The 16,794-nt window shown below is 30.4% G+C and carries 14 protein-coding genes; 9 read left to right on the top strand and 5 right to left on the bottom strand.

Features of this window, described 5'->3' with window-relative positions; translation table 11 throughout:
• Positions 1-161 precede the first annotated feature (161 nt).
• Genes PG912_RS00165 through PG912_RS00140 form a run of 6 tightly spaced genes read left to right on the top strand, consistent with a single transcriptional unit; the run spans position 162 to position 6,899 of the window.
• The gene (locus tag PG912_RS00165) at positions 162-1,823 is read left to right on the top strand and encodes an ABC transporter ATP-binding protein (protein ID WP_275688002.1); all 1,662 of its coding nucleotides are present in this window, start codon (positions 162-164) and stop codon (positions 1,821-1,823) included.
• A 56-nt stretch (positions 1,824-1,879) separates the two neighbouring features.
• Positions 1,880-2,896: a sugar phosphate nucleotidyltransferase gene (locus tag PG912_RS00160; RefSeq protein WP_275688001.1), complete on the top strand. Its 1,017-nt coding sequence runs from the start codon at positions 1,880-1,882 to the stop codon at positions 2,894-2,896.
• Positions 2,874-3,851, top strand: a complete 978-nt coding sequence (locus tag PG912_RS00155; protein ID WP_275688000.1) for a tetratricopeptide repeat protein — start codon at positions 2,874-2,876, stop codon at positions 3,849-3,851. Before PG912_RS00160 ends, PG912_RS00155 begins: the two co-directional genes overlap by 23 nt.
• A gap of 23 nt (positions 3,852-3,874) precedes the next feature.
• On the top strand, positions 3,875-4,645 hold the full coding sequence (locus PG912_RS00150; protein WP_275687999.1) for a DUF4292 domain-containing protein: 771 nt from the start codon (positions 3,875-3,877) through the stop codon (positions 4,643-4,645).
• Complete coding sequence (locus PG912_RS00145) at positions 4,645-5,859, top strand: murein hydrolase activator EnvC family protein (RefSeq protein ID WP_275687998.1); 1,215 nt, start codon at positions 4,645-4,647, stop codon at positions 5,857-5,859. Before PG912_RS00150 ends, PG912_RS00145 begins: the two co-directional genes overlap by 1 nt.
• A 5-nt stretch (positions 5,860-5,864) precedes the next feature.
• The gene (locus tag PG912_RS00140; RefSeq protein ID WP_260585581.1) at positions 5,865-6,899 is read left to right on the top strand and encodes an AI-2E family transporter; all 1,035 of its coding nucleotides are present in this window, start codon (positions 5,865-5,867) and stop codon (positions 6,897-6,899) included.
• Positions 6,900-6,906: 7 nt separating this feature from the next.
• On the opposite strand, the gene PG912_RS00135 is transcribed toward PG912_RS00140, so the two are convergent.
• Together PG912_RS00135 and PG912_RS00130 are read right to left on the bottom strand one after the other, a co-directional pair.
• A complete protein-coding gene (locus tag PG912_RS00135) occupies positions 6,907-7,419 on the bottom strand; it encodes an acyl-CoA thioesterase (RefSeq protein WP_260585582.1) in 513 nt (170 codons plus the stop codon).
• Between the two features lie 60 nt (positions 7,420-7,479).
• Entirely contained in the window at positions 7,480-8,379 is a 900-nt protein-coding gene (locus PG912_RS00130; RefSeq protein ID WP_275687997.1) for an HU domain-containing protein, read from the bottom strand.
• Between the two features lie 94 nt (positions 8,380-8,473).
• Here PG912_RS00130 and dprA point away from each other — a divergent pair, with 94 nt between their 5' ends.
• Both dprA and PG912_RS00120 read left to right on the top strand, forming a co-directional pair.
• On the top strand, positions 8,474-9,577 hold the full coding sequence (gene dprA, locus PG912_RS00125; RefSeq protein WP_275687996.1) for a DNA-processing protein DprA: 1,104 nt from the start codon (positions 8,474-8,476) through the stop codon (positions 9,575-9,577).
• Positions 9,578-9,589: 12 nt separating this feature from the next.
• Positions 9,590-10,675: a hypothetical protein gene (locus tag PG912_RS00120; RefSeq protein WP_275687995.1), complete on the top strand. Its 1,086-nt coding sequence runs from the start codon at positions 9,590-9,592 to the stop codon at positions 10,673-10,675.
• 140 nt (positions 10,676-10,815) lie between these two features.
• On the opposite strand, the gene PG912_RS00115 is transcribed toward PG912_RS00120, so the two are convergent.
• The 3 genes from PG912_RS00115 to mfd all read right to left on the bottom strand — a co-directional run bounded on the left by PG912_RS00115 (position 10,816) and on the right by mfd (position 15,682).
• Positions 10,816-11,673 carry a DMT family transporter gene (locus tag PG912_RS00115; RefSeq protein ID WP_260585586.1) on the bottom strand — a complete coding sequence of 286 codons (858 nt, stop codon included), beginning with the start codon at positions 11,671-11,673 and terminating at the stop codon, positions 10,816-10,818.
• Positions 11,674-11,676: 3 nt separating this feature from the next.
• Complete coding sequence (locus PG912_RS00110) at positions 11,677-12,213, bottom strand: metal-dependent hydrolase (protein WP_275687994.1); 537 nt, start codon at positions 12,211-12,213, stop codon at positions 11,677-11,679.
• A 97-nt stretch (positions 12,214-12,310) separates the two neighbouring features.
• The gene (gene mfd, locus PG912_RS00105) at positions 12,311-15,682 is read right to left on the bottom strand and encodes a transcription-repair coupling factor (protein WP_275687993.1); all 3,372 of its coding nucleotides are present in this window, start codon (positions 15,680-15,682) and stop codon (positions 12,311-12,313) included.
• 212 nt (positions 15,683-15,894) lie between these two features.
• On the opposite strand from mfd, the gene PG912_RS00100 reads away from it, so the two are divergent.
• Positions 15,895-16,770 carry an ion transporter gene (locus PG912_RS00100; protein ID WP_260585589.1) on the top strand — a complete coding sequence of 292 codons (876 nt, stop codon included), beginning with the start codon at positions 15,895-15,897 and terminating at the stop codon, positions 16,768-16,770.
• Positions 16,771-16,794 lie beyond the last annotated feature (24 nt).

Genomic DNA, 16,794 nt, shown 5'->3' with positions numbered 1-16,794 from the left:
AATTACAGGTAATACCCAAAAACACCTTTTTAAAAAACCTTATAAACCCAGTAGTTTACTGGTTTTATCTTTTAGTCTATCTATCAATAAATTACGTTTAACAATTTCGTATTATTAATTTTTGGAAGAAAAAAATCGTATTTTTATTAAAAATTACACAAATGCTTCAAATAAAAAATTTAGAAATAAGTTTTAAAAATGCTCCTCCCGTTATTCAAAATGTTTCTTTTAGTTTATTACAAAACGAAATCGTTGGAATTGTAGGAGAAAGTGGAAGCGGAAAATCGATTACTTCTTTAGCTATTTTAGGTTTACTACCAAAATTTGCCACTATAAAAGGGCAAATATTATTTGAAGAGCAAGATTTGTTAACATACAATAATGATCAATTTCAAAAAATTAGAGGTAGTAAAATAGCGATGGTTTTTCAAGAACCGATGAGTTCTTTAAATCCTACCTTAACTTGCGGTATACAAGTTGCAGAAATTTTACAGCAGCACACTAATTTATCAAATCAAGAAATAAAAAAAGAGGTTATTACCTTATTCGAAAAGGTTAAACTTCCAAGACCTGAAGCCATTTACAACTCATATCCGCATCAAATAAGTGGCGGACAAAAACAACGGGTTGTTATAGCCATGGCAATTGCCTGTAAACCAAAACTTTTAATTGCTGATGAACCTACAACTGCGTTGGATGTTACCGTGCAAAAAGAAATAATTTTACTTTTAAAAGAATTACAAGAGGAATATAAAATGGGAATTATTTTTATCTCTCATGATTTAGCCTTGGTTTCAGAAATTGCAGATAATGTGGTGGTAATGAATAAAGGTAAAATTATAGAGCAAGGTAAAGCTGATGAGGTTTTCATGAATCCGACAGAAAACTATACTAAGGCGCTTATAAACTCAAAACCGAATACTAAAAAACGTTTTAAAATATTACCAACCGTAAACGATTTTATTAATAATACGGTAAATAAAACTATATATTCTGATGAAGAACGTACCAAATTTCATCAAAAAATATATAATCAACCACCATTATTAGAAATAAAAAACTTACACAAAAATTTTATATCTAATGCTTCTTGGTTTGCTAAACCTACCATTGTAAAAGCAGTAAATGAAGTGTCTTTTAAAATTTATGAAGGAGAAACTTTAGGGCTAGTAGGAGAGAGCGGCTGTGGAAAAACGACCTTAAGCAGAACTGTTTTACGTTTAGAGAACGCAACATCGGGGCAAATAATTTATAACGGAATAGATATTACCAAGCTATCAAAATCAGCATTTAAAAAACTACGGAAAGAGATTCAAATTATATTTCAAGATCCGTTTTCGTCTTTAAACCCACGAATTACTATTGGTAACGCCATTCTTGAACCGATGAAAGTCCATAATATTTTAAATTCTACTAAAGATCGAAAAGAATATGTGTATAATTTATTAGAAAAAGTTGGGTTAGACAAAGAACATTTTCATAGATATCCGCATGAATTTTCTGGCGGACAGCGACAACGAATTGGTATTGCTCGTACCATTGCTTTGCAACCAAAATTAATTATTTGTGACGAGTCCGTTTCGGCGTTAGATGTATCGGTACAAGCACAAGTTTTAAATTTATTAAATCAATTAAAAGCTGAATTTAACTTTACTTATATTTTTATATCTCATGATTTATCTGTGGTAAAATACATGGCCGACCAACTAGTGGTGATGAATAAAGGTAAAATAGAAGAAATTGCAGATGCTGATGAAATTTACAGCAATCCAAAAACCAATTATACCAAAACATTAATAGCGGCAATACCAGAAGGTTTGTAACTTTTTTCAATGCTTTATTAATGGTATATTGCACCGTTAAAAATCGAAAAGAAAATATGAAGATAATAGTTCCAATGGCAGGAATTGGGTCTCGTTTAAGACCTCATACACTAACAACTCCAAAACCTTTAACAGTTATAGCTGGTAAACCAATAGTACAACGTTTAGTAGAAGATATTACTTCGGTTGTAAACCAACCAATAGAAGAAATTGCTTTTATAATTGGTACTGCTGCAAAAGGTTTTCCTGCGGATACTAAAGATAAATTAATTGCAATTGCCGAAAGTTTAGGAGCAAAAGGCTCAGTATACGTTCAGGAAGAAGCCTTAGGAACTGCACACGCTATTTATTGCGCTAAAGAATCATTAACAGGATCATGCGTAGTTGCTTTTGCTGACACTTTATTTAAAGCTGATTTTACCTTAGATGCAAATGCTGATGGTGCTATTTGGGTAAAACAAGTAGCTGACCCAAGTGCCTTTGGTGTTGTAAAACTAAAGGATGGTGTTATTACTGATTTTGTTGAAAAGCCAAAAGAATTTGTCTCTGATTTAGCAATTATCGGTATTTATTACTTTAAAGATGGTGATAAACTTCGCGAAGAAATAAAACATTTAATAGATAATGATATAAGACCTACTGGTGAATTTCAATTAACTGAAGTTTTAGAATCTTTAAAACAACAAGGGGCTAAATTTATTCCTGGTAAAGTAGATGCTTGGATGGATTGCGGTAAAAAAGATCCAACGGTTGATACCAACAAACAAGTTTTAGGTTTCGAACAAGCCGATGGCAACAATTTAGTAGCTACAGACGTTGTATTAGAAAACTCAGAAATTATTCAACCTTGTTTTGTGGGTAAGAATGTAGTTTTAAAGAATACCAAAATAGGACCTTTTGTTTCTATTGGTGAGAATAGTGTTGTTGAAAATTCAACAATCGTAAATTCATTAATTCAAACAAATGTTCAAATATCTAATGCAAAATTAGACAATGCAATGATTGGTAATCATGCAAAATACAATGCTAATTATACATCAGTAAGTATAGGTGATTACACAGATCTTACATAAAAAAAAACAGCATCAAGCATCAAGAATTAAGGTATTTTTATCTTTTTTCTTGATGCTTTGTTCTCTATTTATCTACTCTCAAGATAGTATTCCTGCTGCAGAAGCTCTCACCGAAAAAAAGGACATCTTATTTCAAGAAAGTTTCTTTAAAGCACTCTCGCAAAAAGCAATATTCAATTACAAAAAAGCTATTGAATATTTAGAAAACTGTAATCAATTAGTACCAAACAACAAATCGGTATTATTTGAACTTTCTAAAAACTATTTAAAACTAGGAAGAAATATTGAAGCTATAGAGTATATCAACTTAGCACTAAATAAAGAACCCGATAACCTGTGGATGCTAACTCATAAAGTAACTATTTTAAGGAGAGTTGCTCATTTTGATGAAGCCATAATTACCCAAGAAAAAATTGCAGAAAAACATCCAAAGAAAAAACAATTATTGGTTTTTTTACATTTACAAAACAGAAATGTTGTTGCTGCAAAAAAGGTGTTATCTGAATTAAAAGAGGCAAAATTATTAAATTCGAGGCTACGTAGGATTTTAGAAAAATTAAACAATACTCCGCCTAAAACTACAAAATCAATAAAAAATAATTCAAACACTGATTTACGTTCAGCTTTCGAAAAAGAAAAAACATATAACAGTTTAAAGCTTTTATTAGAGGAGCTAACTATAAATAACCATAGTGATTTATTAAAATACAGTGAACAAGGTTTAACCTTATTTCCGGCACAACCTTTTGTTTATTTAATGAATGGAAAAGCGCTTAACAATAGCAAACAATACAAAAAAGCTTTGCAGAGTTTACAAAACGGCATTGATTTTGTAATTGATAACAACGAAATTGAAGCAAAATTTTATTTAGAAATGGCCAAAGCTTATAAAAAGTTAAACAACACTAAAAAGGCAAAATCCTTTACAAATAAAGCCACTAAAATTCTAAAATAGGTTTTCTTACTATTATAAACTTTATGAAATATTTTACAATTCTTATTATATTATTTTTAAGTTTTTCTTCATGTAAATCGAGTAAAAACTTGACTAATAACTCAACAGTAGTTAAAGAAATGTCTGCTCGAAGAGTAGCTAAAAAACACATTGCTGCTAATTTTGATAAAAAAACAATTGACGCACGTTTAAAAGTTAATTATAAAAACGCCAAAGAAAAAGTCGGATTTTCTGTACGTATGAAAATTAAAAAAGATCAAGTTATTTGGTTAAAAGGGATCAAGTTTATTACTGTTTTTAAGGCTAAAATTACGCCTACAAAAGTGCAGTTTTATTCTCCTTTTTATAAAAATTATTTTGAAGGTGATTTTTCGATGCTTAAAAAATTACTAGGTACAGATATAAATTTTCAGCAATTACAAAACATGTTATTGGGACAGTCTTTATTTAATGTAAAATCGAAGCGACATGCTGTAGAAATTTCTAACAAATCATATCAGCTTTCACCAAAAAAGCAATCCGAATTATTTGATCTCTTTTTTTATGTAAATTCACTTCATTATAAATTAAACAAACAATCGGTTATAAATAAAGAAAAAAAGCAACGTTTAGATATTTCATATCCTAAATATGCTAATAAAAAAGGTGTCTTATTTCCTGAAAAAATTAAGATCAACGCAAAACAAAATAATTCGTTTACCAATATTGATATTACAACACGTTCGGTAGAATTTAACACAAAACTGAACGTTAGTTTTAAAATGCCAAGTGGCTATAAAGAAATTAAATTATAATGAAAAAAACTGTTTTATATCTCTCATTTTTATGCCTTTTCACCGTAAGTTTTTCTTCTTTTGGTCAGGAACGAAAGACCTTAGAAAAAAAACACAAAAAGCTAAAAAATGAAATTAAACAGATTAATAATTTATTATTTAAAGCTAAAAAACAAAAAGGAAATGCTTTAGATGATTTAAAAGATATAAGTCAAAAAATTGGTGCTCGTGAACGTTTAATTAAAGTAATTGAGCTAGAATCTCAAAAACTATCAAAAGAAATAACGCTAAACGAAAAGCAATTAGCCACCTATAATGAGCAGCTTAAAAAGTTAAAAAAAGAATATGCTGATATGGTTGTAAAAACTCATAAAAGTAAGTCTCAACAAAGTAAAACTATGTTTTTACTTTCGTCTGAGAGCTTTTATCAGGCTTATAAGCGCTTAAAATACATGCAGCAATACAATGATTATCGAAAAAAACAAGGAGAAGATATCGTTGTAAGATCAAATGAAATTAAACACTTTAACGATTCTTTAGTGCAAAAGAAAAAAGCTAAAGAGTTATTAATTTCTGATGAAAAATCGCAGAAAAAAGAAATAGAATCTGATAAAAAAAGTCAAGAAAAATTAGTTTCTAAAATTAAAAAAGAAGAGAAAAAATACAAGCGCGATTTACAACGTAAAATAAAAGAGGAGCAACGAATAACAGCTCGTATCGATAAATTAATTAGAAATGCCATTGCCAAAGCAAATAAAGGAAAGAAGACAACTAAAAAAGCATCGTCTGGTTTTGTTTTAGATGCTGCTGAAAAAAAGCTATTAGTAAATTTCGAGCAAAATAAAGGGCGTTTACCATGGCCTGTAGCCGGAATTATAACACGAAGGTATGGTATACAGCCACATCCTACATTTTCTGGAATAAAAATTAATAGCCCTGGTTTACATATTGTTACCAAAAAAAATACAGATGCTAAAAGTATTTTTAACGGTAAAATATTAGCCTTACAATCACAATCTGGTGGTAAAAAATCGGTATTAATACAACACGGTAATTATATATCAGCATATAACAACCTAGAAAACGTATATGTAAAAAAAGGAGATAATATAAAAACTGGAGAAAGAGTAGGAAAGGTTTTTACTGATAAAATTTCAGGCAAAACAAAGCTTCTTTTTGTGCTATTTAAAAATACTTCGAAATTAAATCCAGCAAACTGGATACGTACAAACTAAGATAAATGAAAAATTCTGCAAGTTTTATCATCATTATTACTGTTATCATTGCCTTATTAGTGATTGGTAAAGGAATTTTAATACCTTTTATTTTTGCCTTAATTTTTTGGTTTTTAACACGTGAAATTCGTAAAACAATCTACAAAATACCGTTTGCTAAAAAGTTTATTCCTATTTGGTTAAGTAATGTTTTTGTGTTTACATTTATTGTTTTAAGTTTTGGTTTTGTATCAGGAATTATTACCAATAGTATTACTGATTTATCTACTTCTTATTCTAAATACGAACCGAATATTGATGCAACTATTAAAAGTTTAGATACTTATTTTCATATTGATATCATCAAATCGGTAACATCGGTCGTTGGTGATTTTAATTACGGGTCGGTTTTAGGAAATATCGCTAACGGAATTAGTAGTTTATTAGGTGATACTTTTATGATTATCATCTATGCCTTATTTATCTTCTTAGAAGAAAGTAGCTTTAAAAAGAAACTTATTAAAGTGTTTGAGGGAAAAGGAGATAAGTATGCAAGCATGCAATCGATGTTAGCAAAAATTGAATATTCTATTTCAAATTACTTGCGATTAAAAACCTATGTAAGTTTACTTACCGGAATTTTAAGTTATATCGTTTTATTAATTGTAGGCGTAGACAGCGCACCGTTTTGGGCGTTTTTAATCTTTCTACTAAATTATATACCAACCATTGGTTCGTTAATCGCTACGGTTTTTCCAGCAATTTTTAGTTTGATACAATTTGGTGAGTTTACCCCCTTTTTAATTGTATTGATTGCCGTAGGTTTGGTACAAGTAATTGTAGGTAATATTATTGAGCCTAAATTATTTGGTAAATCCTTAAATTTAAGTCCGTTAGTAACTATATTATCCTTAGCTATTTGGGGTAAAATATGGGGTGTTACTGGTATGATTTTAAGTGTACCGATTACCGTGATTATGATTATTATCTTTTCTCAGTTCGACAAAACAAAATCAGTCGCTATTTTCTTATCTGAAAATGGTGATATAGATAAGGTTTAAGCCTTTTTTATCCTAAGAACAATGCTTTTAGTTCATTTGCTTCTTTAGGATCTAATTTACCCGCTAAAACCAAACTTAATTGCTTTCTACGTAAAGCCGCATCGTAACGTTTTTTCTCTAATTCCGTTTCTGGTTCAATTGGTGGTACTGGCACTGGTTTTCCTGTTTCATCAACAGCAACAAATGTATAAATACCTTCGTTTACTTTTGTTTTTTCACCAGATTGGCGATCTTCAATCCAAACATCTACATAAATTTCCATAGATGATTTAAACGCTCTAGAAACTTTTGCTTCTAAAGTTACCACACTTCCTACAGGAACAGATTTTGTAAAAGCAACATGATTTACAGAGGCAGTAACCACAATTCGTCTAGAATGACGACGTGCAGCAATACTACAAGCTCTATCCATACGAGCTAATAATTCTCCTCCAAAAAGATTATCTAAATAATTAGTTTCTCCTGGTAAAACAAGATCGGTAAGTACTGTTAATGATTCTTTAGGTGTTTGCGCTTTCATCAATTAATTTTTGATGCAAAGATATACATAAAGCTAAAAAGTAAGTAATTTAAACGTTGATTATTTAATCAATAACCAAGCATCTGCACTAACACTTTCTTGAATAGAAATTAACGCTTTACGAGCCTCGTCTTTAGAACTGAAACTTGAATACGTTACTTGGGTTAATCCAAATTTATTTTTTCCTATTATTTTAGCATCGTAACCAAGTTGTTGTAATTCTGCTAATTTATTTTCAGCATTTTTTACTTCTTGAAAAGCACCCGCAACAATATGAAAATTAAAGTTTTTTGCTTTGGTTACATTTAAGTTAATATTAGGCAACGGATTGTCGATTACAAAAGTAGCCGATTGTATTTTTTTAGTTGCTGTTTCTTGTTGATTAGCTAAAAATTCTTTCTGCGATTGATTTTGAATACCATTCCAACCAGCATATGTTATCCCTACTAAAACTGCCGCTGCTGCCGCATATTTAAAGAATACAGGTGTATTACTTTCTTTTTCTTGACTAACTACAGGTAATGGTTTTACTTCTTGTTTATATCTTGTTACAGAAGTGCTTTCAATTTCTGATAAACCAAAAGATGCTATTAAGAAATTACTAGCTACATATGGTTCAAAAACAATTTGTGATGCTTCATTTAAAGACAAAGTTCCTACTGATGCAACCTCAACTGAAGTAGCTGCTAATTCCTTTTTCCATTCAGCAACTTCATTTGCAATGAAAGTTGTTGCTTCTTCAAAAGAAATCTTTTTACTCGAAGCAATATGATTTGCCAACAAACCATCATTATGTTGTAAATACGAGTTAAAAGTAATTTGCTTTTTAGGCGGATAAAATGTCTGAGTAGCATCATTCATTTTAGCACCTATTTTGTTGGTTACAAAACCTCCAAAATTAGGAACAATTACGCAATCGTATCTGTATAATAAATCGTTTATGTAGTTAGCTAATGTCATAATAACAAATATAGTTTTTTTGCTGAGTTGTTTGTAGTTTTCGCATATTTTTTATCAACAGTTTTTTGTATATTGATAATCAAATTATTGCTGCATGAAATTAACTAAAATCTTAGCTATTCTTCGATTACAAGCGACTAAAAATATTGGTGATATTTTAGCTAAAAAGTTAATTACTGCTACAGGTGATGTTGAACAGGTCTTTAAAGAAACTGCAACTTCTTTGCAAAAAATAAACGGAATCGGTGCTCATGTAACTTCTCATTTATTTGATCTAGAAAACTTAAAAAGGGCAGAGGAGGAGTTGGTTTATATTCAAAAAAACAATATTGAGTATTCTTATTTTTTAGAGGATGATTATCCACAAAATTTAAAATATTGTATTGATGAATCTATCTTATTTTTTAAAGATGGAACAATAAACCTTAACAGTAAAAAAATTATCTCGATTGTAGGAACCAGAAAAATAACCTCATATGGTCGTGATTTTTGCAATCAATTAATAGCTGATTTATCGGCATATAATCCTATAATCATAAGTGGTTTTGCCTACGGAGTAGATATTTGTGCTCATAAAGCTGCAATTAAAAATAACTTACAAACTATTGGAGTTTTGGCTCACGGATTAGAGCAAATTTATCCGAAAACTCATAAAAAATATATGAGCGAAATTCACAAAAACGGCGGATTTATAACCGAATTTTGGCATAAAGAGCAACCACTTCGTGAAAATTTTTTAAAACGGAATCGTATTGTTGCTGGTTTATCCAAAGCCACTATTATTCTTGAATCAGCAGAAAAAGGGGGTTCGTTGGTAACTTCAGATATTGCAAATTCTTATAATCGAGATGTTTTTTCATTACCTGGCAGAACTACCGATTTATATAGCAAAGGCTGTAATAATCTTATCAAAAATAATCAGGCACATTTATTAACCTCAGCAAATGATGTTGTAAAAATGTTGAATTGGGATATTCAACAATCAAAAATAGCAACTCCTTTACAGCAACAGTTATTTGTTAGCTTAAATGAAACGGAACAAAAAGTATATGATTTTTTACAACAAAAAGGCAAACAATTATTAGATGTGATTGCTTTAGAATGTGATATTCCTGTTTATAAATTATCTTCACTATTGCTTGAAATGGAGCTCAAAGGAGTTATAAAACCTTTACCTGGTAAATTGTTTGCCATTTAGTACCTTTGAAACATGTCTGAAGAAAAACTAATATCTCAAAGAAAACCTGCATATCCTGTTAATAAAAAGCTTTCGCTCTATTTAAAAAGACATAATAGAACCATTCAAATCCCTATCTTTTACGATGATTTGTTGCGTTTTCAAGGATTAATAGCTGTATATGACAAACACGATAACGATACTCTTTGGGTTCGTGTATATTACAACGAATTTGAACGCGAAGAAATAGATTTAAGCTTAAAAAAAGTGTATAACATTTTACATTCAAACGGGTCGGATGCTAGTATAAAACACTTAAATATTGATGCCGTTGATTTTTGTACGTTTGGTAATTCGCAACCATTTCGAGTAAAGGTTCGAAATATTTTAAACGATAATTACACGTATTTTTACGTTAAAAAAACAGATGCTTCCCGTATTTATGGCTTAGAATTAGAAGATATTTTATCGCCTTATAATTTAAACTTCTTAGTACATCAAGATACCTTAATTGAAGAACATATTTCTGGTATTCCGGGTGATGTTTTTATTAAAGATTATTTAGATGATTGTTTGGCTATTGAAAAAGCACAAATAGCCAAAGAATTTGTAAAGTTTAACGAGCGTTGTATGATTCGTTTATTAGGCGATATGCGTTCGTATAATTATGTTGTGGTGCCAACCCACGATTTTGAAAATGTGGTGTATAAAATTCGTCCTATAGATTTTGATCAGCAGTGTTATGAAGGGAAATTTAAAGTTTATTATCCGCAGTTTTTTAAAGAGAATTTAAAAATGGTGCAATTGGTTGCTGAGAAATTAACTTCAGAATCGGTAGAACAGTATCAATTAGAAGAACGATCTATTGTTGCAAAACGAGTTTTAGGTTCTCGTTCGCGATTAAACAGATTACTTGCCGCAATGAAATCAGACAATATTTCTATTCCTAAAAACATTGAAAAACTAAAATCGGAAATTTTCGAATTTACAGGTGATATTAATTTTAGAGATAGTGACGGAATGGGCGAAATACTGGACAATGCTTTAAGTTTTGTGCGTAGAAATTACGAAGACGTAACTATGAAAAGCATTATCCAACAACAACAAAAACTGTATTAATATAAATTTATTCTTCAATAGAAATTATTGAAGAGTAAATTTATATCGTATTCTTTTAAAAGAACAACTAAAAAAGTATTAATAAAGAAGGGCTATAAAAATTACACATCATTTTTGGTTTTTAGTAACTCTAAACAATGTTATTTTTTACTACGAATACTCTCAATAACCACCGTTACCAAAATTAAGCTTCCGCCTATAAAAGTATTCCATGTCGGAATTTCATTTAAAAATACAAAAGCTAAAATGATTCCGAATATTGGTTGCACACTACTAATAATACTTGCCGCTGAAACTGAGAAAAATTGTAGTGAATGTACCATTAAACTATGCCCAATTGCGGTGGTTAACAATGCTAACAATAATACATACGTATATTGACTTTCAAACCCAGAAACATCCATAAAAAACAACACAGGTACTAAACATATTGTAATTATTAAGGTTTGATAAAACATTAATAATACACCGTTGTATTGCAATACATATTGTTTTAAAATTAAGATTCTAATCGAGTAGCATAGGGCAGAGAGGAGTCCGAATAATATTCCTTGAACATTCTCACTTTCTAAATTAAAATCGGGCGCTAATGTGTAAATCCCCAATAAAACCATGCAACCTAAAAGAAGATATATAGGGTTGAATTTTATTTTTAAAAACAAGGGTTCTAAAAAAGCAATCATTACCGGAAAAGTATATAAAGAGAGCATTCCGATAGCTACATTAGATCGTTTTAAAGCGTAGAAATAGGTAATCCAATGAAGTGCCATAAAAATTCCGCTTATAATAAACGGAACTACGTGTTTGGTAGATTTTATTTTGATATCAATTTTTTTAAATCGACAAAAAACATATAAAAATACCATGGCAAAAGCAGAGCGAAACCATACAATTACTTCTGATGGCATGGCTATATATTTACCTAAAACACCCGACGTACTTATAAAAAGTGTTGCTAATAATAAGCCTGATATATTTTTTAGCTGATTGTTTTGCATTGATTATTTTTTGTCCCTTTTAAAATAGCTCGTAATTAAGATATAGATTATACTCGGAATTCCAATCCAAATAAACTCACTCATAATCACTTTAACGCCTCTTTCTCCAAAAAAACGTTCAATTCCAATGGGAGAAACTTTAATTGGTCGCCAAGGAAAAAAATAACGACTCGTATCGAAAGGAGAAAAAAATGCAACTCCTAAACCACCAGTTGTTAAAGCATCTAAAAAAGCATGTGAAGCGGTACATATTGTAAAAAATAAAATGAGAACTGCACCTTTTTTAGTAAATATTTCTTTTCTATAAAATATTAAGGTGATTAAAAAACCTAAAATGAACGCAAATAAAAGTGAATGCGAAAAGCCGCGATGTCCCCAAAAACTCCCGTATTTAATTCCGAAACTAAAGCCTATTACATCAGCGTCTGGTAATATTGCACAACCAATACCTAATAAAAGGAACTTCCAATTTACAATAGATTTCGAAAACCCTTTTCCGAAGGCAAACGATGCTAATACGTGACCAAATATTGATGCCATTTTATGTTTTTTATTTTTCTTTATTACGAAGAGTAAAATGATGAAATAATCTTCTATTTAGATACAGATTGCTTCGTGCCTCGAAATGACATTCTTTTTATACTTTTTGTAATATTTTTAAAGCTGTATTTACTGAATCAATTCTGATAAAAGTGATTAATAATCGTAATCCATTTTTGGTAGTTTTTTCTTTCATTACACAGCTTTTCGAATTTTTTTGAACATACTGCAACATTCTTGTAAATGCAGGAGTTTGATAAAATCCGCTTTGCTGATCAGAAACAAAATAACCAATCATACGTTTTTGTTTTAAAATAACTTTCTCTAAACCAAGTTCTTTCGCCAACCATTTTATACGAACACTGTCTAATAAATCTTGAACCTGCGTTGGATATTCTCCAAAACGATCGGTAATTTGACTTTCAAAGTCTACCAATTCTTTTTCTTCGGTTAAGGTTCCTAATTTGTTGTATAAACTCAATCTTTCGGTAACAGAATTTACATAATCATCAGGAAAAAGAATTTCAAAATCGGTATCAATTTGTACTTCTTTTACATATTCTTTCGGTACATTTTCGTCTACTGGATACAGTTCTTTAAACTCGTTTTCTTTCAACTCAACAATAGCTTCTTGTAATATTTTTTGATACGTATCAAAACCAATATCATTAATAAATCCGCTTTGTTCACCACCTAATAAATCTCCTGCACCACGAATTTCTAAATCCTTCATGGCAATATTTAATCCGCTTCCTAAATCAGAAAACAACACCAATGCTTCAATACGTTTACGCGCATCATCTGTCATCATATGAAAAGGCGGCGTAATAAAATTACAGAATGCTTTTTTATTCGAACGCCCTACACGACCACGCATTTGGTGGAGGTCTGACAATCCGAAGTTATTGGCATTATTGATAAAAATAGTATTGGCGTTTGGTACATCTAATCCGCTTTCAATAATCGTCGTAGACACTAAAACATCAAACTCGTTGTTCATAAAACCAAGCATCAATTCTTCTAACTTTTTACCTTCCATTTGTCCGTGCCCAATTCCGATTTTAGCATTCGGTACCAAGCGTTGTAACAAACCAGCAACTTCTTTAATGTTTTCGATTCTGTTATGAATAAAAAATACTTGTCCACCACGAGAAATTTCATAAGAAATAGCATCCCGAATTGTTTCTTCGCTAAAGCGGATAACACTAGTTTCTATAGGATGACGATTTGGTGGCGCTGTTTTTATTACCGATAAATCTCGTGCTGCCATTAAACTAAACTGTAATGTACGCGGAATAGGGGTAGCAGTTAAGGTTAACGTATCTACATTTTCTTTAATCGTTTTTAACTTGTCTTTTACGGCAACTCCAAACTTTTGCTCTTCATCAATAATTAGTAATCCTAAATCTTTAAAATTGACTTTTTTATTGGTTAATTGATGCGTTCCTATCACAATATCTACACTTCCGTTAGTAACACCTTCTAAAACTCCATTACGCTGTTTTGTGGTTCTAAAACGGTTTAAGTAATCAATAGTAACTGGAAAGTCTTTTAAACGCTCTGAGAAGGTTTTAAAATGCTGAAAAGCCAAAATAGTTGTAGGCACTAAAATTGCCACTTGTTTTCCGTTATCTACTGCTTTAAAAGCAGCTCTAATAGCAACTTCTGTTTTACCAAAACCAACATCACCACACACCAAACGATCCATGGGTTGTGCTTTTTCCATATCGGCTTTTACATCTTGTGTTGATGTGAACTGATCTGGAGTATCTTCATAAATAAAACTTGCTTCCAGTTCATGTTGCATGTGCGTATCTGGACCAAAAGCATAGCCTTTTTGTAGTTTTCTTTTAGCGTATAACTGAATTAAATTAAAGGCAATATGCTTAACTCTCGCTTTTGTTTTCTGTTTAACTTTTTTCCAAGCGTCAGAACCTAACTTGTATATTTTAGGTGGTTTACCGTCTTTACCATTAAACTTAGATATTTTATGTAACGAGTGAATACTTACATATAAAATATCGCGATCGCCATAAATAAGCTTAATGGCTTCTTGTTTTCTATCTTCTACATCAATTTTTTGTAATCCTGCAAACTTTCCTATTCCATGATCGATATGCGTTACGTAATCTCCAATTTCTAACTTGGTAAGTTCTTGTAAAGTGATGGATTGTTTTTTCTCATAACCATTTTTTAAACGGAATTTATAATAACGCTCAAATATTTGATGATCGGTATAACAAACAATCTTGTTTTCTAAATCGACAAATCCTTGATATAACGGAAATACAATAGTTTCATAAGATACCTCGGCTTCATTATCATCAAAAATATCGTGAAATCGTTGTGCTTGTTTATCGTTAGAACAAAATATGTAATTGGTAAATCCTTTTGCTGAAAATTCGTTAAAATTCTGAATTAACAAATCGAATTTTTTATTAAAAGAGGGCTGCGGATGGGTATCAAAAATTACGTTACACTGAACTTGTTTCAGTGTCGCATTATGTGATTCCGAAACAAGTTCGGAATGACCTGTTTTACCAAAATTAACTGTCGTAAAATCTGCTAATTGTCCTTTTATCAAAGTACCATCACAAAATAATTCTGAAGGTTTTGAGTGTTTTATATCTGTAGATAGTTCATTAAACGATAACTCTGCTTTTTTATAAAATTTATCTAAATTTTCGGTGAGAATATCGTTGTTTTTTACAAAAATTGCTGTTTTAGCAGCAATGTATTTTAAGAAGCTTTCTCTACTTTCTTGTAGTGTTTTGTTTTCTACATTCGGCATTATAGAAACTTTCTTGAGTTTTTCTTTAGAAAGTTGGGTTTCTACATCAAAAGTTCGAATACTATCTACCTCATCACCAAAAAACTCCATTCGATACGGTTCATCGTTCGAAAATGAAAACACATCGATTATTCCCCCACGCACTGAAAACTCGCCAGGTTCGGTAACAAAGTCAACTCGATTAAAATTGTATTCGAACAATACTTCGTTTACAAAATCGGGCGATACATTTTCGCCAACCGTAATTTTAAGTGTATTTTTTTCTAATTCTTTTTTAGTAACTACTTTTTCGAATAGAGCGGTAGGGTAGGTTACAATTATTGCAGGTTTTTTGCGCGAATTAATTCGGTTTAAAACCTCTGATCGCAACAATACATTGGCATTATCAGTTTCTTCTATCTGATAAGGTCTGCGATAAGAGCCCGGATAAAACAACACATTTTTATCGCCTAATAATTGTTCTAAATCGTTTAAATAATACGCTGCTTCTTCCTTATCGTTAAAGATTAACAAATAGGGTTTATCAGCTTTTTTAAAACTTTCAGAAATAACAAAAGACAACGAAGAACCAACCAAATTCGCTATTTGAAAATGGTGTTGTTCTTGTTGAAGTGCATTTACAATCTGCTTTACTTTGCCCGATTGTTGGTAATGATTTACAATAGTTTGCTTACTCAACCTTAAAAAATTTACGCAAATATACGAGTATTATTTTTTTAGCTTTTTAGTTAAAATAACTCTAAATATGATGATGAATCATTTTTGGAAGTTGAAAGTTGTTACTGGGAAGTTGAAAAACTCATTTGGGAAGAAAATAATTTTATATATGTTGTTTTATAATATTTTATCCTTCTCTAAATAATATATAACTAATAATATACCATTATTTTATGTTAAAGTTAAGTAAGAAAATAAGTAATAGTAAATGGTTTCAAAATTTCGTGACAACAGCTATTTTAATAGCTGGTGTTTTAGTAGGATTAGCTACTTATGAAAAATTTTCAGTAAGACATGAAAATATTTTAGAGCTTTTAAATCAAATAATTCTTGGGATTTTTATACTAGAAATAATCATAAAAGTTTTAGCGGAAGGAAACAAACCTTGGTTGTATTTTACTGATGGGTGGAATATTTTTGATTTTATTATTGTAACCGCTGCATTTCTTCCTTTTGGTGGTAGCTCTATTGCTATATTACGATTGCTTCGTCTGTTAAGAGTTTTAAAACTTATAAAAGCATTACCAAAACTACAAATGTTGGTAAGAGCTCTTTTAAAGAGTTTACCTTCTATGGGGTATGTTTCTATATTACTAACCTTGTTATTTTATATTTATGCTGTTGCTGGTGTTTTCTTTTTTGGAAAAAACGACCCTATACATTTTGGTGATTTACAAACCTCTATGCTTTCGCTTTTTAGAATAGTAACCTTAGAAGACTGGACAGATATTATGTATATAAATATGTATGGCTGTGAAAATTATGGATACACTGACACTATGAATTTATGTACCAACTCTACTGCTTCCTCCGCTCTTTCTATTACCTTTTTTGTAACGTTTGTCTTAATAGGTACTATGATTTTTCTAAACCTTTTCATTGGAGTTGTGATGAATGGTATGGATGAAGCTAAAAATGAAATGTTATTAGAAGAAAGAATGGAAGAAGAAGGAAATGATATAAAAATAGAAGATGTTGAAAATAAAATTTCTGAATTAGAAGAAGTATTGTCTCTTTATAAAGTGCAACAAAAATTATCTAATAATTAAAAAAAACTGTTTTTTAAAGAATAT

This window comes from Tenacibaculum retecalamus, assembly GCF_027941755.1.
Taxonomy (GTDB): domain Bacteria; phylum Bacteroidota; class Bacteroidia; order Flavobacteriales; family Flavobacteriaceae; genus Polaribacter; species Polaribacter haliotis_B.
This window is presented reverse-complemented; position numbering and strand designations above follow the sequence as displayed.